The sequence below is a fragment of the Burkholderia sp. Z1 genome (assembly GCF_014893795.1).
In the GTDB taxonomy this organism is placed as follows: Bacteria; Pseudomonadota; Gammaproteobacteria; order Burkholderiales; family Burkholderiaceae; genus Burkholderia; species Burkholderia theae.
This window is the reverse complement of the sequence record NZ_JACFYL010000001.1, coordinates 406,908-430,927: the sequence shown is the minus strand read 5'-3', so window position 1 is coordinate 430,927 and position 24,020 is coordinate 406,908. Positions and strand designations below refer to the sequence as shown.

The 24,020-nt window shown below is 57.6% G+C and carries 19 protein-coding genes, 1 tRNA gene and 2 pseudogenes; 7 read left to right on the top strand and 15 right to left on the bottom strand.

The window, feature by feature from the left end:
- Positions 1-14: 14 nt before the first annotated feature.
- Genes H3H55_RS02015 through tssI form a run of 3 tightly spaced genes read right to left on the bottom strand, consistent with a single transcriptional unit; the run spans position 15 to position 8,605 of the window.
- Positions 15-743, bottom strand: coding sequence for a hypothetical protein (locus H3H55_RS02015; protein WP_193097526.1), 729 nt, complete (start codon positions 741-743; stop codon positions 15-17).
- Positions 743-5,368 (bottom strand): RHS repeat-associated core domain-containing protein, encoded by a 4,626-nt coding sequence (locus H3H55_RS02010; protein WP_226799908.1) that lies wholly within the window; start codon positions 5,366-5,368, stop codon positions 743-745. Before H3H55_RS02010 ends, H3H55_RS02015 begins: the two co-directional genes overlap by 1 nt.
- Before the next feature lie 57 nt (positions 5,369-5,425).
- Positions 5,426-8,605, bottom strand: coding sequence for a type VI secretion system Vgr family protein (tssI, locus tag H3H55_RS02005; protein ID WP_193097525.1), 3,180 nt, complete (start codon positions 8,603-8,605; stop codon positions 5,426-5,428).
- A 329-nt stretch (positions 8,606-8,934) separates the two neighbouring features.
- Here tssI and H3H55_RS02000 point away from each other — a divergent pair, with 329 nt between their 5' ends.
- Positions 8,935-9,735 carry a transporter substrate-binding domain-containing protein gene (locus H3H55_RS02000; protein WP_129513568.1) on the top strand — a complete coding sequence of 267 codons (801 nt, stop codon included), beginning with the start codon at positions 8,935-8,937 and terminating at the stop codon, positions 9,733-9,735.
- Positions 9,736-9,794: 59 nt separating this feature from the next.
- Here H3H55_RS02000 and H3H55_RS01995 read toward each other — a convergent pair whose 3' ends face one another.
- Positions 9,795-9,998 carry a hypothetical protein gene (locus H3H55_RS01995; protein WP_193097524.1) on the bottom strand — a complete coding sequence of 68 codons (204 nt, stop codon included), beginning with the start codon at positions 9,996-9,998 and terminating at the stop codon, positions 9,795-9,797.
- Between the two features lie 246 nt (positions 9,999-10,244).
- Here H3H55_RS01995 and H3H55_RS01990 point away from each other — a divergent pair.
- The 4 genes and pseudogenes from H3H55_RS01990 to H3H55_RS01975 form a co-directional block, all read left to right on the top strand.
- Positions 10,245-10,466: pseudogene (locus H3H55_RS01990) on the top strand (LytTR family DNA-binding domain-containing protein); the annotation flags it as partial.
- A gap of 186 nt (positions 10,467-10,652) precedes the next feature.
- Positions 10,653-11,048: a helix-turn-helix domain-containing protein gene (locus tag H3H55_RS01985; RefSeq protein WP_226799906.1), complete on the top strand. Its 396-nt coding sequence runs from the start codon at positions 10,653-10,655 to the stop codon at positions 11,046-11,048.
- A gap of 73 nt (positions 11,049-11,121) precedes the next feature.
- On the top strand, positions 11,122-11,439 hold the full coding sequence (locus H3H55_RS01980) for a hypothetical protein (RefSeq protein WP_129513566.1): 318 nt from the start codon (positions 11,122-11,124) through the stop codon (positions 11,437-11,439).
- A gap of 192 nt (positions 11,440-11,631) precedes the next feature.
- Positions 11,632-11,913 (top strand): helix-turn-helix domain-containing protein, encoded by a 282-nt coding sequence (locus H3H55_RS01975; protein WP_193097522.1) that lies wholly within the window; start codon positions 11,632-11,634, stop codon positions 11,911-11,913.
- 259 nt (positions 11,914-12,172) lie between these two features.
- Here H3H55_RS01975 and H3H55_RS01970 read toward each other — a convergent pair whose 3' ends face one another.
- The 3 genes from H3H55_RS01970 to H3H55_RS01960 are packed head-to-tail and all read right to left on the bottom strand — an operon-like array spanning position 12,173 to position 16,035.
- Positions 12,173-13,516: a hypothetical protein gene (locus H3H55_RS01970; protein WP_193097521.1), complete on the bottom strand. Its 1,344-nt coding sequence runs from the start codon at positions 13,514-13,516 to the stop codon at positions 12,173-12,175.
- A gap of 3 nt (positions 13,517-13,519) precedes the next feature.
- Positions 13,520-14,680: a UvrD-helicase domain-containing protein gene (locus H3H55_RS01965; protein ID WP_193097520.1), complete on the bottom strand. Its 1,161-nt coding sequence runs from the start codon at positions 14,678-14,680 to the stop codon at positions 13,520-13,522.
- Positions 14,681-14,694: 14 nt separating this feature from the next.
- Positions 14,695-16,035, bottom strand: coding sequence for a serine/threonine-protein kinase (locus H3H55_RS01960; protein ID WP_193097519.1), 1,341 nt, complete (start codon positions 16,033-16,035; stop codon positions 14,695-14,697).
- Positions 16,036-16,885: 850 nt separating this feature from the next.
- Between H3H55_RS01960 and H3H55_RS01955 the strand changes: the two genes are divergently transcribed.
- Together H3H55_RS01955 and H3H55_RS01950 are read left to right on the top strand one after the other, a co-directional pair.
- Positions 16,886-18,034, top strand: coding sequence for an ImmA/IrrE family metallo-endopeptidase (locus H3H55_RS01955; protein ID WP_193097518.1), 1,149 nt, complete (start codon positions 16,886-16,888; stop codon positions 18,032-18,034).
- A complete protein-coding gene (locus tag H3H55_RS01950; protein WP_193097517.1) occupies positions 18,021-18,503 on the top strand; it encodes a DUF4411 family protein in 483 nt (160 codons plus the stop codon). The genes H3H55_RS01955 and H3H55_RS01950 overlap by 14 nt, the downstream gene beginning before the upstream one ends.
- Positions 18,504-18,621: 118 nt before the next feature.
- Here the strand turns inward: H3H55_RS01950 and H3H55_RS01945 are convergent.
- The 8 genes and pseudogenes from H3H55_RS01945 to H3H55_RS01910 all read right to left on the bottom strand — a co-directional run.
- Positions 18,622-18,780, bottom strand: a pseudogene (locus H3H55_RS01945) (site-specific integrase); the annotation flags it as partial.
- A gap of 97 nt (positions 18,781-18,877) precedes the next feature.
- Positions 18,878-18,953: transfer RNA gene (locus tag H3H55_RS01940), tRNA-Thr, on the bottom strand.
- Positions 18,954-18,972: 19 nt separating this feature from the next.
- Entirely contained in the window at positions 18,973-19,494 is a 522-nt protein-coding gene (locus H3H55_RS01935) for a ClpXP protease specificity-enhancing factor (protein ID WP_193097516.1), read from the bottom strand.
- Between the two features lie 60 nt (positions 19,495-19,554).
- Positions 19,555-20,166 carry a glutathione S-transferase N-terminal domain-containing protein gene (locus H3H55_RS01930; protein ID WP_014898290.1) on the bottom strand — a complete coding sequence of 204 codons (612 nt, stop codon included), beginning with the start codon at positions 20,164-20,166 and terminating at the stop codon, positions 19,555-19,557.
- Positions 20,167-20,260: 94 nt separating this feature from the next.
- On the bottom strand, positions 20,261-21,019 hold the full coding sequence (locus tag H3H55_RS01925; protein ID WP_193097515.1) for a cytochrome c1: 759 nt from the start codon (positions 21,017-21,019) through the stop codon (positions 20,261-20,263).
- A 21-nt stretch (positions 21,020-21,040) separates the two neighbouring features.
- Positions 21,041-22,423: a cytochrome b gene (locus tag H3H55_RS01920; RefSeq protein ID WP_129513560.1), complete on the bottom strand. Its 1,383-nt coding sequence runs from the start codon at positions 22,421-22,423 to the stop codon at positions 21,041-21,043.
- Positions 22,423-23,043 carry a ubiquinol-cytochrome c reductase iron-sulfur subunit gene (petA, locus tag H3H55_RS01915; protein WP_193099432.1) on the bottom strand — a complete coding sequence of 207 codons (621 nt, stop codon included), beginning with the start codon at positions 23,041-23,043 and terminating at the stop codon, positions 22,423-22,425. Before petA ends, H3H55_RS01920 begins: the two co-directional genes overlap by 1 nt.
- 218 nt (positions 23,044-23,261) lie before the next feature.
- Positions 23,262-24,008: a Nif3-like dinuclear metal center hexameric protein gene (locus tag H3H55_RS01910; RefSeq protein ID WP_193097514.1), complete on the bottom strand. Its 747-nt coding sequence runs from the start codon at positions 24,006-24,008 to the stop codon at positions 23,262-23,264.
- Positions 24,009-24,020 lie beyond the last annotated feature (12 nt).

Sequence of the window (24,020 nt, the reverse complement as noted above, 5' to 3'; positions counted from 1 at the left end):
ATCACGCATTCGATCTATTTTCTCAATAGCCTCAATATTTCCACAACCTGACTTGCCACATTTTTATTTGTTGGCAACTCGCTTATCGCCTGACGCTCGACAGCATCAATTAACAGCAAGAAATCTACATTCGAAACCCCTCGCTTCCATTTCAGCAGATAGCTCAGAGAATTTTCAGAATTAAGCAAACCATTAACAGTCACGCAGATTGAGTCCGGCACATCACACATAACACCAACCAAATACCGATCCCACTCTGAGTCCGCGTTATCCCAGATTCTGTTTATTTCACGCCAACCAATCTGGCCGACCTCATTCTGATCGAACGTCTCATCCTGTATTGCGGCGACCGCTTCTATTAGATCATCATCGATCTCAATCGAAAAACTGTCTGTGTGCAACCACCTCAATCGAGCAGACACGCTACCGATAAGTGCCGCCGCCGATTCGCGAACTTCGTCACGATTGACAATGACCTCTTCAAAAAAATGCAACCTCAAGGCCACATCATCCGCGACATTTTTCTCACCCATTAGCCCCCAAAAAAACTCTTTGTTCTTCAAGAGCTTTGCGGGAGATAAATTTGCCTCCATATAATAATCGCGAGCTCCATCAAGAACAACGCCCACCGCCTCGCGAGCGACCATTTTCAACTTATCCCGTTCCTCGCAACTCGCTTCCGGGATGAGCACACTCGAATAACAATCCGCACTGACCGCGAAGATCACATCATTAAAATCCACTATCTACCCTCCGGAGCAGTAGGAATGTCGGCATCAAACGCAACGGTGCGGATTTTTTGAGGGATTGTATAAAAATTAGAGCACCCACCCTCGTCAAAATCTTTGATGTTCTGCCTGAGTCCACTCTGCAATTGCTGCGCCGCCTTTACGTGCCCCTCATAAGTTCCTTTTCCTGCGAGCGCACCATAATCTCGCTTATCACCCATCTTCGGCGCAAAATCGTAAAGCTTATACGTATCCTCCTTCAGATGATCGATTCTTTCCTGTAGCCCTCGGCTACCGTCGGATTTCTTCTGACCTAAGGCCTTAAGATATATCTTGGCCAAAAGGAGTTTGCATTCAGTCTTAGTCAGGCAGTCGCAAGGCGACAACCCTAGCGGATCGACCCACTCGATAGGGTTAGAAGCATAGGCATAGACATTGAGCCCGCCTCTCAGCCCGATCGGATCCTTGGAGACAAATCGCCCAGTGCCGGGATCATAATAGCGATTTCGGTTGTAATGTAATCCTGTCTCGTCGTCGATCAATTGTCCCTGAAATCTCAGCGGATTCCTCGGTACAAAGCCCGCTGCCTTCGACACCCGCGCAACTATTTCCCGCGCCTCGCCCCAAGCCTTGTAAGATGCCTCCCACACGACGTCACCTTCGTCATCGGTCAGCAGCTGTGGTGTGCCAATCCGGTCGCAGTGGTAATAGAACAGTCGCGCCGCTGCGCGACGCTCAGGCATCTTTTGCAACGGATCTTCCTCCGGGACATAGCGATCGGTACTCCGCTGCACCGGCGTCGCAATTCCCTCCACCGGTTCCGCCACATATTGCGCCAACGGCACGAACGTCCCAGGCTCATAGATATAGTGCGTGCCGCACTCGCCATTGCTCTCGTACGCGAGCGTATCGCCATCCCATCCAAACACGGTCCGCTCACCGTTCACTTCCTTCGCGATCCGACGACCGAACGCATCATAGAAATACTGCGCCCGGCTCTGCTGCGACGCATTCGTGACACGCACCGCCAGCAAACGATTGAACTCATCCCACTCGTACTCCTGCTCCTCGCTCGGCGTATGTTTGCGGATCAAATTCCCTCGCGCGTCATACTCGAAGCGCATCGCGGCATACATCTTCAATAGATTGCCGAGCACCTTCGGCACCTCTGTCGGCAACGTGCCCTCTGGGCGCATGGGGTTAGGTCGAGAGGAAAACGCCAATTGCTGTCGCGCCGTATCGATAATATTGCTCGCCGGATCAAATGCAAACCGTTCCTTCCCGAGCGGGCTAATCGCCTCGATCAATCGCCCGACTGGATCGTATCGATAGTCGCTCCCGCCCTTCCGACTGTCTTCAATACTCGAAAGTTGCCCCGCTGCGTCATAGCGATATCGCCGCTCGGATAACGGTCCCGGCGATGTCGTACGCTGAATCGTCTGCTGCAGCATACGTCCCGCTGGGTCATATATCGTGCGTTGTCCGACCTTGCTCGACAGCATCCGAACCGTCTCCCGATGCAAGTCATCGCGCTCGATCTGCAAGCGCTCCTCGCCATCCAGCAGCATCCCGTGCACATGCCCCGAGCCGTACATCAGCCAATCGACCACGTGCCCGTCCGGACGCACGGTCCGCCTCCGGTTGCCCAGTTCATCGTATTCGTGATGCCAGACATAGCTGCGATGCTCCTCGAACACGCTATAGCCGTGGTGCTCCCGAACGAGATTACCGACGGGATCAAAAAAGAGCTGCATACGACTGTTGTGGTTCGCAGCTTCGACCACCCGCCCCGAGGGGTCGTATGCGAACCACTCTACACTCGAGCCTGAAGCACGCTTCGTCACGCGGCCATTACCATCGACCTCCATCGACGTCACATTACCGGCTTCGTTTACCGTAAGAAGGCTGCCGCTTGCCTGATCGTACTCATAGCGCGTCGACTTCCCGTCGAAACCGATTTCCTCGATCAATCTACCAGCTGTATCGTAGTGAAACTGATACGTCGCCAAGTTCGCATCAGTCAACGTGGCCAGTCGTCCGAGACGGTCATAACGATAGGCAAGCGTCTGTCCAAGGGCATCAGCACGGCTCGCAATACGACCGACCGCGTCGTAACCATATCGCGTCGAACGTTCAAGTTGATCGGTATGGCGCAACAGCCGGCCCTCAGCGTCGTAATGCATACGCTCGATTCCAGCCGGTGAGCGAATCTCCGCGAGTTGCCCGTTCGAACCATAGCAATAGGTGACCATCCCGCCTGCCGCGTCCTTCGCCTCGATCACGCGACCGAGTTCGTCGTACTTCCATTCGCTCTTTTTGCCAGAGCAGTCGGTATAACTCGTCAGTTGACTAGCTTCGTTATATTCAAGCGCCTTCGATCCCCCTTTGGCATCGGTGATTTTCTCCGGCAGCCCCTCGCCGTTGTAGCTGTACCTCGTTGCTCGTTCGAGAGGATCAAGCTCTTCAGTCAAATTACCGGCATCGTCATATTTCCGTTGCCATACATGTCCGTTTGGATCGACGAGACGAATCATTTGATCTTTGTCGTCATACGCCATCTCGACGACGCTACCATCCGGACGCTCGTGCCGAGTCAGATTACCGCGCACGTCGTAATACATATGCTCAATGCTTCCGTTCTGCAGGATGTGCAATACTGGGTTGTGATGCTCATCGTGCCGGAACCATTCTTCGTTGCCGTCCGGATAAGCAATCCGATACATGCAACCATGAATGTTGTAGTAGTACCGCGTCATCTGCCCGAGTGCATCCGTCACATAAGTCAAACGAATGTTCGGATTCCATACAAGGCGAATGTCGAGACTGCCGTCGTCTGCGTATTCGCGCACGCATTTGGCGCTTGCATTGTCTTCCTCGTTTGCTCCTTGCCACTCGAGCGTCATCCCCCGCCCTGTTCGATCGGTGTAGCGAGTCACCAGATGCCGATGGTATCGATAAGCCCAAGCGTTACCATGGCGGTCGATCGCGCGCACGAGATCCCCTTCCGTGTCGTATTCATAACGGGCAAGCGAACGGCGCTCACCGCCTTCAAGCACCTGTTCGATCTGTACGATCCTGCCATGCCTGTCATTCTCGAATGCGAGCACGTTGCCGCTCGCGTCGATCAGCCGTGCCAGGCGATCAAGCCCGTCATAGTCGAGCGTAATCGTGTTGCCAGCGCGATCCTTATGCATCGCGAGCCGGAACGCATCCCCACGGCGCTCGTATACATACAGCGCCTTGTGGCTGTACGTGATCGTCAACCATGTCTCGTCGAGACGAGACAACGTAAGTTCCTCTGCCAGATCGTCGTATACCTCACCGACCGCAAGTGCGCGGTATTCAATGCTGCGCCCTTCCGCGTCGCGATAGAACCACTGACCATTCGAAATGTCGACGCGAGTCGTATAAGGCGTGATCCAACGTGCGCCCAATTCTCCATTGTCATATGTTGATAATCGAGATTGGTACGTGCGCTCCCAAACCAGCGGCAATGCGCCCGGCAGATCGAAATCCGTGTGGGAGAATCTTTCGTTACCAAATGCGAAGTCGATCGATCCGATCGATGCCCCTTTTGGCGCCCCGATCGCGCGCCCCTTGCGGCAGCTCCGACCCGGCCCCTCCGCCGGCGCCTGCCCATGAGTCGCCTCCAGCCCCTCCTGCTCTCGCGTCTTCTTCGCCTGTCCCTTCCCCGCCGGCTTGACCTCCGCACTCTGCTCGTGAAGCTTCGCACGCGCCTTCACGCGCCCTACCGCCTCGATCAACTGCAAGACGAGCCACATCATCTTGCCTTCCTCGCTGCCGGCCAGCGAACGGATCGATGACGCGACCTTCGGCGCCTCGGTCTTCAGGAACGTCACCGTGCTGCGAAACGGCTCGAGCCACGAATCCGGCGCGAGCTTTGCCGCAGTACCTACGGTCGCGTTACCGACCGTTTTGCCGAGTGCCTTATAGCCCTCATACGCAAACTTGAGCCCGTCACGCGCACGGCTCGGGCTGTACCACGGCCGGTCGTCGCGCATCTTCCTCGCCAGCTGTTTTGCGCGCTCCAGGTTGCCGCTGTTGTCGAAGAGCTGGCCGTGCAACGCACGATCCATCCCCGTCGCGATCGCGACCATCAGTTCTTCCGCCTTCGCCGCACACCCGTCGAGCAGCTTCCCGAGTCCTTCCTTCAGCTTGTTCAGAAAGTCCTCGATCTCCGTCGCGCAGGTCGCGTTGATATGCGTGATGAGCACCGAAATGAGCGCCGCGCCGAGATTGCTGCGCGTGATCAGCAACTGGTTTCGCACGAGTGCGAGCAACGGACGCGCCGACATCCGGAACGGCGCGAGCGTCGGCGGAATGGGGATGATGCCGATCAGGTTGATCGCGAGGCTCATGTAGTCGAGAACCTTCCCGCCGCGCTTCTGAATGATCTCGGCAATATCGCCGAGCGCATCGATCGCCGCCATGATGTTGCCGACGATCGGCACCGCGCCGGCAACCGTCTTCACGTCCTCGAACGTGACGTGGTTGCCGCTGATCTTGCGCAGCCACGCGTCGAAACGATTGCCGCCCTGCGCGACATCCTTCGGCGAAATATCACTGAGCCAGGTAACGGCCTGTTCCTTCTCGGCGTCCGGCGGAAGTTGTTGTGCCATGTCGTTTTTCGTTCAAATCGTGATTTAGTTGTTCTTGACGGCTGACGCGCCGCTCTCTCAGGATTTCAGCGGTCCGCCAAACCCGCTCGTCGGCAGCTTCATGCCGGTGGCACCGGCAGCCGACGCCACCGTCGCCGCGCCCTTGCCCGCGATCCCGGCGACACCGGGCAATGCGCCCTGCAGTGCCCCGGATGCCGCGTTCGCAGCCGGCGCGGCCAACGCCGCGAGTCCGCCCTGGCGTGCGGCCTGCACCATTCCGGCCACCTGTTTCGCGGCGCTGCCCAGGCTCGAAGCCGTCTGCAACGCGGACACCGCGCCCGCGCCACCCAGCGCGCCCGCCGCAGCCGGCAACGCCGAGCTCGCCAGCCCGCCCAGCGCTGCGCCTGCACCACCACCGCTCACGAGCCCCATGGCAGCCGTCGCCGCGGCAGGCGCCATGCCCTGCAACTGGCTGGCAAGCTGCCCCGTTGCCGCTGCCTGCGCAGCTTCCGGCGACGGCTCGACGGGCTCGGCCGGCCACTTCGCCTGCTTGAAATAGTTCGCCGGCTGATCCGACTCGCGCGGGTCCTTCCCGAACTCGACGCGCACCGCGCCGGGCGGCAAGCCGCTCACGACCGTATGGCCGCTGTTGTCGAGCGCGCCCTTCTTCAACACGGCGCCGTTCACGTCTCTCACCGTGAACAACCCGCCCTTGACCGCCTCGCCGTTCACGTACTTGTGCAACAACTCCAGTTGCCCCGGCTGATCCGGCCGCGGACTCGGCAACGGATACCCCATGCTCGCCGGCCCCGCGAACGTATGTGACGCGCCCTTCACATCCACCGCGCCCGGCGTATGAATCTCGATGTTCCCGCCTTGAATGCGGATATACCCGCCGCCGCTCGTCAGCAGGATCCCCTGATCGGCCGCGATCTCGATCTGCCCCGTCGCCGACACGACCTTCACCGCCTTCTGCGCGGTCACCTCGACGTTGTCCGACTGCGCCTGGATCTCGACCTTGCCCTTGCCCGCGAACAGCTTCATCCCAGCGTTCTGCACGAACAGGCTCAGCTTCTGCCCGATACTCGCCAGCAGCGACTTGCCTGCCGCAACGTGCACGCTCTGTCCGCTCGCGACGTTCACGTGATCGTTCGCAACCACGTGCACCGACTGCTGCGTCGACATCCCGATCCCCGACGGGCTGCCGAACAGCATCACCGGTTCCTTGAATGCGTTCGCGTTGCCGGTGCCGCCGCCTGCCGTGCGTCCGCCGGACGCGCTGCCCGATGCGCTGTCCTGCGTCGCGTCGGTGAACGCGCGCATCGTGTCCTGCGCATCCTTCAGGCTTTCCGCCTGATGCTGCTCGCTCACGCCCGACATCGCTTCGACGAGGCTTTCGCCTGTCACGAGCTGCTGTTGCGCCTCTTTCACATCGAGCGGCTGACTGTTCGCCGACTTCGGATGCGTCGTCACGTACAGGCCCTGGCTCGCCCGCACCGCGCCATATGCATCGGAGCGCAAGTCGAACCCGCTGCCGAGATACGACCCGCGCGAATTGCCGCTGTGGTCGATGATGTAGCCGAGATGCAGCAGGCTGTTCGCGCTGCTGCTCATCAGCTGCACGCGGTTCTGCCCGGTCGCGTCGTCCATCACGAGCTGGTTGTAGCCGCCGCCCGAATACTCTTTCGACCGATATCCGGACAGGATCCCGTCGGTATGCCACTGCGGCTGGTTCGCGCCGTTGTACACGCGCCCGACCGCCAGCGGCCGGTCGCAGTCGCCGCCGACGTAGTCGATCAGCACTTCCTCGCCGATGCGCGGCACGTGCACGCCGCCGTAGCCGCCACCCGTATCCGACTGCACGACGCGCACCCAGCACGACGCGTTCTCGTTACCCGGATTCAGGCGATCCCACACGAACTGCACACGAATCCGGTTCAGTTCGTCGGTATAGACTTCCTCGCCCTGCGGCCCGACGACGATCGCCGTCTCGAGATGCATCTCGGGCTTGTGATGTTCGAACGGGCTGCGATACGGCACGTTCACGCGCTGCGCCTCGACTTCGACGAGATAGAAGCCGGCCGACCCATCGTCGTGCGGCACGCGAAACGCGGGATCGGCGCCGTAGCCGTCCTGCGCTTGCGTCAATGCCTCGCGCAGGCTGTATGGAAAGTCCGCGCTGTCGCTCGCGACGGGCAGGTTGTTCTCGATCCACCACGCCACCTCGATCGCGGCGAACTCGCGCTGATCGGCCGGATCGCGATCGTGCTCGGGATGATCGGCCAGCGTGAAGCGCCGTCCGGCGTCGATCGCGCGCACACCGCCCGCGCCATGGAAGCGCTTCGCCTGCGACTCCCACTCCTCCATCTTGACCTTCGTCAGATGGTCGCCGCGCGTCTGGTCCAGATACGTGTAAGCACCGGTGTACTCGTAGACTTCGAGCTGGTCCGGCAAATCGCCCTGGCCGCCCATCGTCGGCAGCGACGTGCCCTTCGGGTTCGACGGCTGCGAAGGATTCTTGTAGTCGAACGTGCGCGTCGAACGCGTGACGCTCTGCAGCGTGCGCGTGCCCGACCATTGCGTGAACGCGTCAGCCTCGCCGGCCACGCCACCGTGATAGAAGCGCACCGCTTCCGGCGACAGCGGCGTGAACGCCTGCAGGTTGTCGGTGATGACGAGCGTATGCGATTTGCCGTCGTCGGCCTGCTGCCATGTGCAGTAGAGCCCTTCGTTCTCCATCAGCCGATGCACGAAATGCCAGTCGGTGTCGTGCTGGCGTGTGTACGAGCGGTTCGGCAGCGGCTTCGACAGCGCAAAGCGGAAATGGCCCTGCGCCTGCGGATGCTTGTTCAGCACGTCGCTGATGATCTGGTCGACGGTCGTGTCGTTCCAGAGCCGCTGATCGCGACGGAACTTCAGGAAATGGGTGAAATCGGCGAACTCGAGCTGATAGGTCGTGAGCCCGCCGTCGGCGCCCAGCCGGCGCGCGGTATGCACGTATCCGTTGATCGGCCGGTAGCTGCGGTCGCTCTGCTGGATCCACAACGTGACGGGCTGCGCGATCAGCTTTTTAAGTTCCAGATCGCTATCGGTCGACAGCACGTCGAGCGTGAACCCGTACGCGCGCCCGATGCGTGAACGGCCGACTGCCCGCTGCACGGTCAGGACATTGGCCCCCAACGGCGTATCGAGCTTCAACAGCCGGTCCTGCTGAAGCAACCCGCCGCGCAATGCGGCAACTGTGTTCTGCATGTTCATGGCAACGGCCTTTTCTTCTTTTGGCGCGCCCTCGGATGGCGCGAGCATTGGATTTCGCTCGCGCGATTTTACAGAGAAATTACGTCAGTCCCTGAAAACTCGCCGGAATTAGTGACGCGTCATTCGTTCCGTCCACACGCCATCTGCACTAACGCCGGCCAGCCCGTGCACCCGTCGCGGCCCCCTGAAATCGATTGCAATCAGGGCCAATTCGACTTCCGGCGCGGCTTGGTTGCGAGTAGTGTCTATGTGCCCGTATTGCGGCCCGCCGGGCCCGACCGGCGCCCTGCGCTCACCACACACACAACACTGAACCCTGGAGATCTGAGATGAAACGTTCGAAGTTCCTGCTGTCGGGCCTGCTGCTCGCGTCGGCCCTCGGCTTCACGGCCGTCGCCGCGCACGCGGACGATCTGCTCGATTCGGTGAAGCAAGCCGGCGTGTTGCGCGTCGGCCTCGAAGGTACCTATCCGCCGTTCAACTCGCGCGGCACGTCGGGCCAGCTCGAAGGCTTCGACGTCGACGTCGCGAACGCGGTCGCCGGCAAGCTCGGCGTGAAGACGCAGTTCATCCCGACCGAGTGGAGCGGCATCATCGCGGGCCTGCAGGCCGGCAAGTTCGACGTGATCGTCAACCAGGTCACGATCACGCCGCAGCGCAAGGAAGCGCTCGACTTCAGCCAGCCGTACACGTACTCGGCCGCACAGCTGATCCAGCGCAAGGACGACACGCGCAACTTCAAGTCGCTCGACGATTTCAAGGGCAAGAAGCTCGGCGTGACGCTCGGCACCAACTACGACCAGATGGCGCGCACGGTGCCGGGCATCGAGGTGCAGACGTACCCGGGCGCACCGGAAAAGCTGCGCGACCTCGCCGCAGGCCGGATCGAGGCGACGCTCGACGACCGTCTGATGCTGCCGTACATGATCAAGACGTCGAACCTGCCGCTGCGCGCGGGTGCGGTGCTGAACGGCGGCAAGCAGGAAATGGCGATTCCGTTCCGCAAGGGCAATCCGAAGTTCGAGAAGGCGATCAACGACGCGCTGGAATCGCTGCACAAGGACGGCACGCTGAAGAAGATCTCGATGCACTGGTTCGGCAGCGACGTGACGGTGCCGGTCGCACAGTAAGCGGCGCGGTGTTGCAACGCGTCACGCCCTTCGTCCCGATGAAGGCGTGACGCTTCCCCTCAAGCGGCTTCGTCGAAGCGCGCCAGCAGCATCTGGCCGATCGGCGTCAGCGCCGGGCGCACGGCCACCGCGTTCATGCGCGCCTGCGTCGCGTCGACCAGCCGCTTCTCGACCAGCACGGCGAAAGCCGGATTCGATTGATCGACGCTGTCCGGCGCACGTGCAATGCGCAACAGCATCGAGAATTCGTGCGGACTCAGCATGGCCCCTGTCTCCTGATCGTCCGCGACTCGGTTCGAATCGGCGTCGATCCTGTTTTCGAATGAATTGGCGCGATGCATGACTGCTGCGCCGCCGGGAGCGAGATCCCGGTTGCCCACCTGCGACACGGGCACGGCGTCGCGAGCGGATTGCGTACGTTCCCGATCCGGCGATGCCGCCGCGACGGGAACGTGCAACCTTAGGGGCGCACCGTGACGCGACCGTGACAGCGAAACGGGGGCGCAACAGCGCACGTTACACGCCGTTTCCATTCGATGCCGAAGCGATTGGCGACGAAGAGCCGCATGGCGGCGCGGTTCGCGCAGGTGCATCGCGGCGTGATCGTCGCGTATGCGGCGATCGATCGGGTCGAGCGTGACCTGTTGGGAAGGCTGCGAATTCGCGTGCACGGGCAGCCGGAGATGCTGCCGGTCGGCCGCGCGTATGCGGGGTTGTTCAAGCAGATGTGATCGATGTTTGTTTGCGGCCCGAGTCGAGACATTCATCGCGGTCGCGCTCATTCCTTCATGCGTTGCGCTGCCCCTCCAGCGCCTCATCAGTGTTCCTTATCCGATCGGCCAATTTCCCCTCAAAGCCCGTGAAGCGGCTTACATTGAAGACTACTGCGCGAGCAATCCGTGCTCCGAAAATTGTCGATGAGATCGTTAAAGATCGTGTCGAAATCCGCGCACTTCAACCGAGATATGCATATGGAATTTTCACGGCGCTTGAGACAGCTTCGCGTTACACGCGGTCTCACCCAAGAGGAACTCGCAGATGCGGTTGGCATCTCCGTCTTGCAAATCCGGCGCTTCGAATGGGGGACTGCACTCCCGAAATTTGAAGTGACTCGCCAACTGGCCATCGTGCTTCAGGTGAGTGCCGATGCAATTGTGTTCGGTGACAGAGAGCGCGAACCTGATCATGCGTTGCGGGATCGGTTCGAGACGCTCTCCAAAATGCCTGCGCACGTTTGCGAGCTTGCGCGGGAAGTGCTGGATGCGCTGATCATTCGAAATCAGTTCCTGGAGAAAAGGAGCACCAAGCAGTAAATGAAGCGCGGGCCATGAGTGTTGGAGCACTCATGACCCGCTGACCACAACCAACTCAACACAGGAGTTGACCATGGCTAAGGCCAATCATAAGTCACGCGCCAAGCGCCGGGAACCGGAGACCACTCTTCGGTTGCCGCTTCGAAGCTCACCCGATCCGGTCACGTGGTCCGATCGGCCCTGCATCCCGTGGATGGAAGTTATCGACGCGCACTTCAAACTGTTCGGATTCGAACCGGGCGGGCATGTGTATCTATCCATCAATCACGTAGACAGGAAGATTTCCATCACGCCGGATTACGAAGATCCGCTTGTCAGGGGTCATGTGGTGGAACGCTTCCAGCAGCGCGGGTTCCAGTTCGAACTTCCGGGGATGTCGCTGACGGGCTGATCGACTGCGTTGCGAGTTGGCTCTCGATATTTCCAGGGGCGATCGGTTTCCGTGAACGACATGCGACCGTCGCCCCAAGTGGCCACAAACGATGTATCGGCACGCTTCATGTGTGCCCGTGAGGGCACAGGCCGCAGGAAATCTGCATGCCGAGGTGAAACGGCCGGTGCCCAAATGAAAGAGGATTGGATGATGACTGACCTTGCAACCCTGAAAAACCGCCTACTAGCCGACCCGGCTACCAAGGCCGAGTACGATGCGCAGGCGTTCGGGTTTGCCGTTGCACACGAGCTCGTCGCCGCACGCCTACGTGCCGGATTGACTCGGGAACAGCTAGCCGAGAGGATGCGGACGACCCAATCAACGATCGAGCGTATGGAAGGTGGTCACACAATGCCGTCGCTGCGCAGGCTGTCCGGCTACGCGAAGGCGACGGGAAGTCGCGTCGTGATAAGCCTAGTGGCCACGCAGTAGTTTTCGCGTACACGACGCCACAAATGCGAAAGGGGCTACGCAAACATCGCGTAACCCCTTGCGGAATATGGCGCGGCTGCAGGACTCGAACCCGCTACCTGATGATTATAAATTTCCTCGCAAATCAATAAGTTATTGAAAAATAACGCAAATCAAGCGAAACGAGGGAGACGCAGTTATTCCTCAATATCAATAACTTACTGAAATCTAAGGGAAGTAAGCCCTCCTTACGTGTGTACCGCAATTGAACTCCGTCCCCTCATCGGCGATATCGCTTGATCGGGCGGTCCTCGAAGAGCTCACTCTGCTTTCGGGCGTTTTCCGGTCCTTCCAGCAGCCGGTAAACTCTGTCTAGCAGGAACCGAATTTCGTGATCACGTTCAGCCATTGCGCGATTCGAGACTGCCGTATCGGCTCGTCTTCCGGTCCGGAATGAAGCCACTACGCCAGGATGAACCTCCACAACGACAGACGACGCGTGTGCAGATCTAAACGTCTGATTGATCTTTTCCTCCGGTCGCACGACCCTTAGCTCATCCGCAGATATGTCGTATCGACCTGCTTCGAATAGAGTCGGTGTGCGCAACAAATCCCTAGCGAGCCTCCGCCCCAAACATCCGCCGATAGTCATCGCATCGGTTTTGCTGCTCAAACCACAAAAAACCCCGAACCACAGTACGGCGGCAGGCAACGCTTCCCGAAACGGCTCCACCAAATTCAGGTACTGCAACGAGCCTCCCCCGACCATAGAGAGCAGGTATCCTGCGACGAATTCGCGAGTTGCCTTCGAGGTGCCACGCTCGCTTAGCAACTCGGCCATTGCCTCATCGAGACTTCTGACACGACGCTCCTTCGAGTCGTTCATTGACTCCAGGGCTTCAAAGGATTTTGGAAGATTCCGGCAGAGTTCGGCCCAACTCTTCAAATTTCCCTGCCCGCGCCCTGTAATCGAACTTAGAAAATTTGCTCGATAAGTGCGCTCGTCGTCTCCATCGAATCGCAGCCGAAATTCGGGCCCATCAATAAACGAATCGATCAAAAATGACCAAAATGCCTCCAATTCCTGCGATGGTAATGCAAGTGATTCACCACCTAAAATACTGCGACAATCATTCCAATTGTCACTCATCTCTCCAAGCTCTCTGGCAGTTCCGCCCTGAAACGCCAATTGGATAGCAGAAGCAGAGAAAGTTGCAGAGCACGCAGAAAGTGTAATGTCTGACACGTTCGCGACCTTTCCCCGCATTTGAATAAAGGCTTCCGCAATAACGACTGCCACAAGCGTGTGAGGCAGCTTATTCTCGCTTAATTCGCGACGATCGAGTACCGTATGGAGAGCTCTCGCTCGATATACAGGAAAAAATGCCGACAATGGGAAATACGTCGAAACGTATGTGCTAGTGAAAGCAAAAAAGCTTTCAATTTTGTGTTCATCGATCAACAATATAGGAGTCGACGCATTTTTAGATGTTGGCCGCTTCTCCCACACCAACATCACTTCATCGTCCGAGTTTTTACCATCCTGCATTGATTCTAAAGCAGGAACTCTCTGAGAACCGATCCAATCCAAAAATTCCTTACGACTCAACCTGGCTGTGTACATATATCACCCTTTGCCAAATAGTTCAGCCAAACCAACCTTCTTAGCAGGCTTTCCGCCGTCCGCCGCCACAAGTCCCTTTTCCAGATATCCAGGCAAAGAGCCGGCCGAGTATATCGATAGAGTGGTTTTCGCACGCGTAACAGCGGTATAGGTCATCTTCTTTTGCGCCGCAAATTTCTTAATAGAATCCATACAAAGCAAATGCAGCGCCCTAAATTCCAACCCTTTCGCACCATGAACTGTAGTTACTACAATTCGCCTGTCCCTTTCAAGAGCCACATATCCACCCTCAAAAAGTTGCACTTGACAATACTGACCAATATCAGATTTGGCCAAATATTCCGACACCATTTTCACGTCATCGCGCTTAGGGCACAAGACACCCAGCAATCCCTCTGGATATGCGCGATATTGAGTCTTCAGATTTTCCACGCACTTTTCGAGTTGCGCATTGACATCCAATCCAATATATGACTCAACAGAAGACGGATTATCGGATTCGTCATAATTTGACGTTCCCTCCAGCGCTTCGGCGGTGCCAGATATATTCATTACGCCATCGGCAACGCGACAAATTTTGATACCACATCTATAGTGGTGCTCCAGCTCCTTGACATCATCAACAAAGGCCGCCAGCGCGTCCAATCCTCCCGTTTTGCTATAAATATTTTGCCGATTATCACCGACAGCAAACACATTCTTCGCAAATGATCTAATTACCTCAATTTCCTCAGCCGAGTAATCCTGCGCCTCGTCTAGAAATATACAATCAAACTGATCCTCAGACTGCTTCTTTTTCGCAACCTCTTTCAAGGAGGCCAGCAGGTTATCTCGAATAGAATCGAAATCACCCTCCGGGACAGACATACCATTACTTTTCAGAACGCCCGTCGCCCAACCAACATACGTCTGAATTTTATCATTGGGAAACGGATACTGTTCCGCCCCCGTTACCAAGAACTCTTTGAGAACTCTGCCAAGCGTCAGTATCGCGAAATGTCTAATTTTATTTCTATACAACTGAGATGCCTTAAGAACGAGAAGATTCGTTTTCCCACACCCCGGCGGCCCCATAACCAAGTAGCTACCATCCTCGCCCAAGGAGATAATTTCCTTTTGGTTATCATCAAGATCCTCCGGCTTAGTCCACCATGTCGCGTCCATTTCTCCCCCCCGAATTAGATATTGCCCTGCACGCTTTCAAAAATTGAGTACACTCGGTCTTCTAGTGCGCCGTGTATAGCCGATACATCTGAAATCCCTTCGTAAAAGGCATCATATGAGGCATCCACAGGGATATCACCCTTGACGTCAGGGATAGCATAAGCACTCAACACAATTGCTCGATCGACAACATCCAAAATATCGATTTGGATAGAAATCTTCAATCCACTAGGAATCAGATGATCTTCTGAGGCAGCAAATCCCACTTCGAAAAATCGAGGAAGCCCTTTCCCGGGACGGATAGTTACCGGAGGAAATGCATCGCGCCGTATACTTCTAATGGATCCACTAAGCAGATTAAATATCTCGTCAGCAATACGATTTTTCTCCGCATCAGTCTCTTGGGTGGGTTTAACTTCATCGGCTCGCTTCGCCTTCGAGAGCGCCAAGCGATCAAGCACGCGCCGCTTAGCCGACTCCTGCGCAGGCGGCATTAGAGCCTCGAGTTTAAAATCTTCCCACTTGATAAATGTAACGCGCAGCTCTGGATTCTTCAACAAACAGCATGACGCAACATGTATTAATCGATACGGTTGATTTATCGCCTCTATTATAGGCGATACATATTGCACCGCATTCACGAGTCGAGCATATGGCGTCGCATATTCCTCAAATAGCGAACGCCGCATCAGCAAATCGTGAATTACCCCACCTATCTGATAAAAAGTCAGCGCGCGCCAGCCGTCAAGCGTGTCACGTTCCTTACGCAACAGAAATTCTGGCGAACTATACTGAAGCGTCCCAATAAATGGCTGAATACCATCATCATCAGTTACACCAGGCTTACCAATATATCTAACGACGCCAAAATCGAGCAGAGTAATCCGCTCAAAATCATTTGATACAAGAATATTCTCAGGCTTAATATCTCGATGGACCAACCCCATATCCTCAAGAAATTTGGCGGCCTCCGCCAATTGGGCCACGAGCTTTGGAACATTCTCATCGGGAATATCATTCAGACATTTCTTCAGATTCCTCCCGTCCAAATATTCCATAACAAGGTAGTGATTGCTCGTCAACGCATCAACTCCACCGGCCAAAATCTTCACCATATTTGGATGAGAGACTTCAACCAGCTTCAGCTCCTGCTCAATTCTCGCCAACTGCGCCTTGTCTCCATAGCGAGCGATTAACTCATCATCAAAAATCTTGAGCGCAACACGAACCCCATCCCTATGAGCAAGAAAGACTGCGGCAGATTTACCATTATCAATTAACCTCTCCACCTCATACCCACCTACATTTTTACCACGTAGATGAGCCTCCCACTCTTCCGCCTTTACTCGATCCATATAACCCCGCGCAATTTATTAGTTAAATTTCAAACTTTGCATCTTAGATTAGTGCGTGTTTCATAATACCATCGAGCGCTCTTTGGATGTATGCAGGTAAAGCCCCTAGCGCTGCCGAATACACGCGATCATGCCGGCGCCAGGACGTTCGTCTAAGCCACTGTTCTCCTACCATCAGATTCGACGTAGACGTTCATTCTTATATTTGCGAAAACAGACTCACCTCTTGCTCTACCCGGGAGAACTTGGTGGTATTTTGGGAAGGGACGGCGTGCTTTTTTGAGGCAATTGAGTTTTGCCGCCTCCATGGCATACAAGCCCCCCGAGATGCTTCGTGTGTGAGTCGATATGCTTTTTTTGGGTCCGCCCCCCCTACTTGGGTGCTGGGTTTATCTCGTGACAGATGAAACCTGACAAACACAATATGCTGCGACGCACCATCGGCGACATCGCGCCCCCCCCCTTCCTCGCTCTGTCATGATCACCAGTGGACGGGCCCGTCGTTCAGTCGGGTAGCGGTGTGTCGCGATGATGGATGCGCTTTCAGCCATCCCTCAAATGTCATTTCCGAACCATCCTTACACACGATGATACTCAGCAAGCGCACAGCGGGAGAGGTCTACCACAGCCGTCGTTGACATTTGAGGGATCCGCTAGACACCATCACTAAGGTGGAGTTTGCCCTCCCGCAGACGACTAGAGGACGTCGAGTCGCGATACATGGCGTGTGCCATTCTGTCGCCTCGGTCGACCGTGCAGAGACGAAGAGATCGCTCCTTGAGCCAAGGTGTGCGTCTCAGTGCGCGCGCGTAAACTACACAGGAACGACGGGCAGCTATAATGCAGCGTTATGGAGCGAATTCAGTCGATCAATCCTGAACGGATAGCTTGGTGCTGCGCCGACCACGGCACAACGCCCGGCGAACTCGCGTCCACGGTCGGCATTTCGCAAGCAACGATGGAGCGTGTCCTCGCAGGAGAAAGCGGGTTGACGTTCTCCCAGCTCAGCAAGGTCGCAAGCCACTTTGGCCGCGGAGCTCTTTTCTTCCTGGAGCCCGGGCCCGTCGATGAAGCTCAGGTTCATACGGCCGCATTTCGAACTCTAGCAAATCAAAAGCCTGAGCTGACGACCAAGCTAAAACTACTTATCGAACGTGTCGAAAAGCAGCGAGAGATATATCGGAGTCTTCGCGAGGACCTGGACGACACCGATTTCCCTCGGTTTGAAGAGCCGGATCTGCCACGTGCCAATCCGACGGAGGCAGCTCAAGTCGCGCGCCGTTGGTTAGGCCTCGGCGATCACAATACGTTTGATAACTACAGGACTGCTCTCGAAGCGCGCGGGGTACTGGTTTTCCGTAGTAACGGATACAACGGAAAATGGCAGATCGCCAAAGAGAGCCCGATTCTCGGCTTCAGCATTTACGACAATGACTGCCCAGTTATCGTCGTAAAAAAACAGGCTTTCGAGTCCCAGCAATCCTTTACCCTAATGCACGAACTAGGGCATTTGCTGCTGCATCGGAGTAGCTCGATTGACGACGAGCACGATATGCAGTCTCATCAAGGTCACGAGAGAGACGCAAACGCGTTCGCTGGGCATTTGCTTGTGCCTCCTGCATTCCTCGCAAGAGTGAACGATAGAGATCGTCCCCGAGAAGTTTCTGAGTTCGACGACTGGCTGAAGCCCCTACGTCGAGAATGGGGCGTGAGTACGGAGGTCATATTACGACGGTTGCTTGATGTTGGTCGACTGTCGCAAGAGAGGTACAGTAGCTACCGCCACTGGCGGTCTGCCCAGCCTGTTCCCGAGCAAGAGGGCGGCACAAGAATGTATCGTCATCGCGAGCCATCGCATATCTTTGGTGATCGATTTGTGCGCACGGTATTGGATGCGCTCAACAACCGATACATCACGCTGGCAAAGGCGAGTAGCTATCTCGATGGCTTGAAGATCAACGACCTGCATCAATTGGAACGCCACTATGCAGGTGTTTGATGCCTCCTCGATGATCTACGCCTGGGACAATTACCCGGTAGGCCAATTTCCCGGGTTATGGGCATGGCTGGCGACCGAGATCAACGAGCAACGGCTCACGATGCCTATCGTGGCGTATGGAGAGGTTTGTGCCGGTACGCCCGATTGTGGCGAATGGTTGGTGCATGCCAACCTTGAGCGCTTAGAGGTTACAAACGCGATTGCGCAAGACGCGATGCGCATTAAGGCACTACTTGGGATCGTTGACGACAACTATCACCCCAAGGGTGTCGGCGAGAACGACTTACTCATTATCGCGACAGCGCGCGCTCACGGGCGAGAATTGATATCAAATGAAGGCCGGCAAAACGTACCGCCCGAGGTAAATTCCAAACGAAAAATTCCGTCCGTTTGTTCGTTGCGGGACGTTGCCGTGCCGTGCATTGACTTCGTTCAATACATACGTCGATCAGGTGCAGTTTTCGGTTGATCGGTTCTAATGGCGTGAGGCGTGCTGGCTCAACACTCAACTACGGTTTATTGCTCACCTGCTCGTTGATACTCACGGGATGGGTACTGCTCTTGAGAACAAGCCCTCGGTTCGACTGTTTGTGAGCATAGACGCCCCGGACCATCTCATCTTCGGTCCGGCGAGCCCAACCCCCGGCATCACGTTTGGTGCGGAAAATCTTGGCCGTAGTCGGCCAACCAATCTTGCGGATGACCGCCTTCCACGTCCCGGAAGGCGTCTTGACGATGGTTGCCATGTCCCTGTTCTGAGAGCTGATTGCACCGAAAAAGCACTTTTCAGCGCCCAGAAAGCACAAAGGGTTACGTGAAGTTCACGTAACCCTTCGTTCAATATGGTGCCGGCTGCAGGACTCGAACCCGCCACCTGATGATTACAAATCAACTGCTCTACCAGATGAGCTAAGCCGGCATAAGCGCGAGATTCTACCTCATTTCACGATCTTGAGGCGAGGTCTGCTGCCGCCTTTCGAACCATCGCCATCAGTTTTCGGCGGTTCGTCGGCGCCTTCGGACGGTTCCTCGTTCGCGCCGCTGTCGGCAACCGGCGTCAGCGGTGACGGCGGCTCGTCGCGCTGCGCATCATCCGCCTGCACAGCCTCTTCGTCGAATGTGCCCGAATCCTCGCCTTCACCCGCAACCGCATCGACCTGGAACGCCATCCCCTGCCCGTTCTCGCGCGCATAGATCGCGAGCACGTTGGCAACCGGAATCTCGATCTTGTGCGCCTTCCCGGAGAACCGGGCCGTGAACTCGATCCACTCGTTGCCCATCTGCAACTGGCTCGTCGCCTCGAAGCTGATGTTGAGCACGATCTCGCCGTCACGCACGAACTGACGCGGCACGCGCGTCGAGTTGTCGACCCTCACCGCGATATGCGGCGTGTAACCGTTATCGGTGCACCACTCGTACAACGCGCGCAGCAGATAAGGCTTCGTTGAAATCTCTTGCATCACAATCCTCGAACCCGGAGCGGGCGCGCGGCACGCCGCGTCACCCTCTCCGTCATGCCATTAACGACGCATGACCTTTTCGGACGGCGTCAGTGCTTCGATATAGGCCGGACGGCTGAAGATCCGTTCGGCATACTTCATCAGCGGCGCGGCGTTCTTCGACAGCTCGATGCCGTAATGATCCAGACGCCACAGCAGCGGTGCGATCGCGACGTCGAGCATCGAGAACTCTTCGCCGAGCATGTACTTGTTCTTCAGGAAGATCGGCGCGAGCTGCGTCAGGCGATCGCGGATCGCGAGGCGTGCCTTCTCGTGGTTCTTCTCCGCAGCCTTGCCCTTCTCGTTCTCGAGCGTGCTGACGTGAACGAACAGTTCCTTCTCGAAGTTGAGCAGGAACAGGCGCGCACGCGCGCGCTGCACCGGGTCGGCCGGCATCAGTTGCGGATGCGGGAAGCGCTCGTCGATGTACTCGTTGATGATGTTCGATTCGTACAGGATCAAGTCGCGCTCGACCAGGATCGGCACCTGGCCATACGGGTTCATCACCGAAATGTCTTCCGGCTTGTTGAACAGGTCGACGTCGCGAATCTCGAAGTCCATGCCCTTCTCGAACAGCACCAGCCGGCAACGCTGGGAGAACGGGCAAGTTGTGCCGGAATACAGAACCATCATATTTACATTTCCTCAAAAAAGCCGAGGGCCGACACGCGGCGCAACCCCTTTCACGGGTTCCGCCTTGCGCCGGCCCCACGCCGGTCAGGCGTGATTACTTGATATCTTTCCAGTACGCGGCATTGAGCCGCCAGGCCAGGAAAGTCAGGACACCGAGAAAAATCAGCACCCACACGCCAAGGCGCTTGCGGGTCTGCTGGGCCGGCTCGGACATCCACGTCATATAGGCCACCAGGTCGGCAACCGCAGCATCATAATCCGGTGACGACAGCGTCCCCGGCGTGACCTGCTGGAAGCCGACGAGCGTGTGGACCTTCTCGCCCGTCTCCTCGTCCGTCTTGTCTTCGAATCTGGCGGTGCGCTGCCCCTGCAGCTGCCACAACACATGGGGCATGCCGACGTTCTCGAACACCGCGTTGTTCCAGCCGGTCGGCCGCGTATCGTCGCGGTAGAAACTCCGCAGATACGTATACAGCCAGTCGCGGCCGCGCGCCCGCTCCTCGACCGACAGGTCGGGCGGCGAGGTGCCGAGCCAGTTCTTCGCGTCTTCGGGCCGCATCGCGACGGACATCGTGTTCCCGACCTTGTCGGTCGTGAACAGGAGATTCGTTTCGATCTCCTTCTGGGATATGCCCAGATCCGTCAGACGGTTGTAGCGCATCAGGTTCGCGCTGTGGCAGTTCAAGCAATAGTTTACAAACAATTGCGCGCCGTGCTGAAGCGAAACGAGATTTTCCGTGTTATCGGGCGCCCGGTCGAGCGGAAAATTACCTTCCGCCCGCAGGGCCGGCGCCGCCAGCAGCGCACACGCGGTCGCCCCGATCAGCGCGAGTGTCGAAAGCAGTTTCTTCATGTCGTTCTCTCCTCGCTCTCGTTAATGGGGCTTGAAGCGCACCCGCTCCGGCGGCTGCTTGAACGTGCCAAGCGGCGTCCAGACGGGCATGCCGAGGAAGAACGCGAAATAAATCAGCGCACAGACCTGCGCGATCAGCGTCGAAGCCGGCGATGGCGGCCGCGTGCCGAGGAACGCGAGGATCAAGAACGCCGCGATGAAGATCCCGAGGAACACTTTGTGGAACAGCGGCCGGTAGCGGATCGACTTCACCGGGCTGCGGTCGAGCCACGGCAGGAAGAACAGCGTGATCACCGCTGAACCCATCACGACGACGCCCCAGAACTTCGATTCCGTCAGGAACATGAACACGACGATCGCCGCGGCCAGCACCGGCAGCCCGGCCTTCCACTTGCCGCGCGCGCGGATCAACGCCAGCACGCCGAGCAGCGCGATCACGATCATCAGCACGATCTTGAACGGGTCGGTGGTGGCGCGCAGCATCGCGTAGAACGCGGTGAAATACCAGACCGGCGCGATCTCGGGCGGCGTCTGCAGCGGGTTCGCCGGGACGAAGTTGTTCGCCTCGAGGAAGTAGCCGCCCATCTCCGGCGAGAAGAACACGATCAGCGCGAACACCATCAGGAACACGCACACGCCGAAGAAATCGTGCACCGAGTAGTACGGGTGGAACGGGATGCCGTCGAGCGGAATGCCGTTCTCGTCCTTCTTCGCCTTGATCTCGATGCCGTCCGGGTTATTTGACCCCACTTCGTGCAGTGCGACGAGGTGAGCGATCACGAGGCCGACCAGCACGAGCGGAATCGCGATCACGTGGAACGCGAAGAAGCGGTTCAGCGTGACGTCCGACACCACGTAGTCGCCGCGAATCCACAGCGACAGGTCCGGGCCGACGAACGGGATCGCCGAGAACAGGTTCACGATCACCTGCGCGCCCCAGAACGACATCTGGCCCCACGGCAGCAGATAGCCGAAGAACGCTTCGGCCATCAGGCACAGGAAGATCGCGCAGCCGAAGATCCACACGAGTTCGCGCGGCTTGCGGTACGAACCGTACATCAGCCCGCGAAACATGTGCAGGTAGACGACGACAAAGAACAGCGACGCACCCGTGGAGTGCATGTAGCGGATCAGCCAGCCCCACGGCACCTCGCGCATGATGTACTCGACCGACGCGAACGCGAGCGTCGAGTCGGGCTTGTAGTTCATCGTCAGGAAGATGCCCGTGACGATCTGGTTGACGAGCACCAGCAGCGCGAGGGAGCCGAAGAAGTACCAGAAGTTGAAGTTCTTCGGCGCGTAGTACTCGGAAACGTGCTTCTTCCAGGTGGATGTGAGCGGGAAGCGCTGGTCGATCCAGCCGGTGAGACCTGTCGTGGAGACTTCTTTGTTGTCGCCAGCCATCACGCTTCTCCTTTCTCGTCCTTGCCGATCACGAGGGACGTCGCCGACGTGAACATATAGGGCGGGATGTCGAGATTCTGAGGCGCCGGCTTGTTCTTGAACACACGGCCGGCGAGGTCGTAGGTCGAACCGTGGCACGGGCACAGGAAACCACCCGGCCAGTCGTCCGGCAGGTTCGGCTGCGGACCCGGCGTGAAGCGTTGGCTAGGCGTGCAGCCGAGGTGCGTACACACGGCCATCACGACGAGAATGTTCTTGCGATCGGCCCGCGAGCGATATTCGTTGGCGCAATACACGGGCAACGGCATCGAATACGGGGATTTCGTGGTTGGATCGGCCACTTCCTTGTCGGCCTTGACCACGTCGGCCAGCATCGAATCGGTGCGATTCAGGATCCAGACGGGCTTGCCGCGCCACGGCACGGTGACCATCTCGCCGGGCTTCAGGCCGCTGATGTCGACCTCGACCGGCGCACCGGCCGCTTTCGCTTTCTCGGACGGCGCAAGCGACGCCGCGAAAGGTATGACGGTGGCTACGCCTCCCACGCCACCTGCTACGGATGTCGCAATCAGCCAGGTACGGCGGCCGCTGTCGACGCGTTTCTCTTCCTTGTCTCGCATCACACGCCCCACTTCTGAGTTGGATTTTCCGTCACGACTTTCCATTCCGCCGCTAGTTTGCTCGAATGGAGTCGTCATTTACAAGGCCCGGAGATGAAAATCCCTTCGAAGTGATTGATAGTTAAGGGTTTTCCCCCACTACCGGAGCGATTAAATCATTTCACTTTTAAGCAGCCGCTTCATTGCGAAATTTCGATGCGCCGCCGCAAATCCGTCGTTCAGACCGGATTATGAATATCGATAAAAAGGTGTTCGAGATCGAATTCTTCGGATAAATGGGCGCCGAGCGCCTGGATTCCGTAGCGTTCGGTCGCATGGTGCCCTGCCGCAACGAACGCGACGCCGCTCTCGGCCGCCGTGTGCGTCACGTATTCGGACACCTCGCCGGTCAGGTACACATCCGCGCCGGCATCGATCGCCGCGTCGAAATAGCTCTGCGCGGCGCCCGTGCACCACGCGATGCGGCGCAGCTGCATGTCCGAATCGCCGAGCACGAGCGGCGTGCGGCCGAGCACGCGTTCGACCTTCGCGACGAAGTGCTCGAGCGTAACGGGCATCGGCAGCGTGGCCATCCAGCCGAGGTCGCCGTCGCCGAAGCGCTGCTCGCCGATCAGGCCGAGCTTCGCGCCGAGCTGCGCGTTGTTGCCGAATTCGGGATGCGCGTCGAGCGGCAGGTGGAACGCGAACAGGTTCAGATCGTTCGCGAGCAGCAGCTTCAGGCGCTGGTACTTGCGACCCGTGATCTGCGGCGCCTCGTTACGCCAGAAATAGCCGTGATGAACGAGCACGGCATCCGCCCCCCATTCGAGCGCGGCCTCCAGGAACGCGACCGACGCGGTCACGCCGGTGGCGATCTTTTCGACCTTGCGGCGCCCCTCGACCTGGAGACCGTTCGGGCAATAGTCCTTGAAGCGGGCGGTTTCAAGGGTATTGTTCAAGTACAATTCAAGTTCGATCCGATCCATATAAACCTCTAA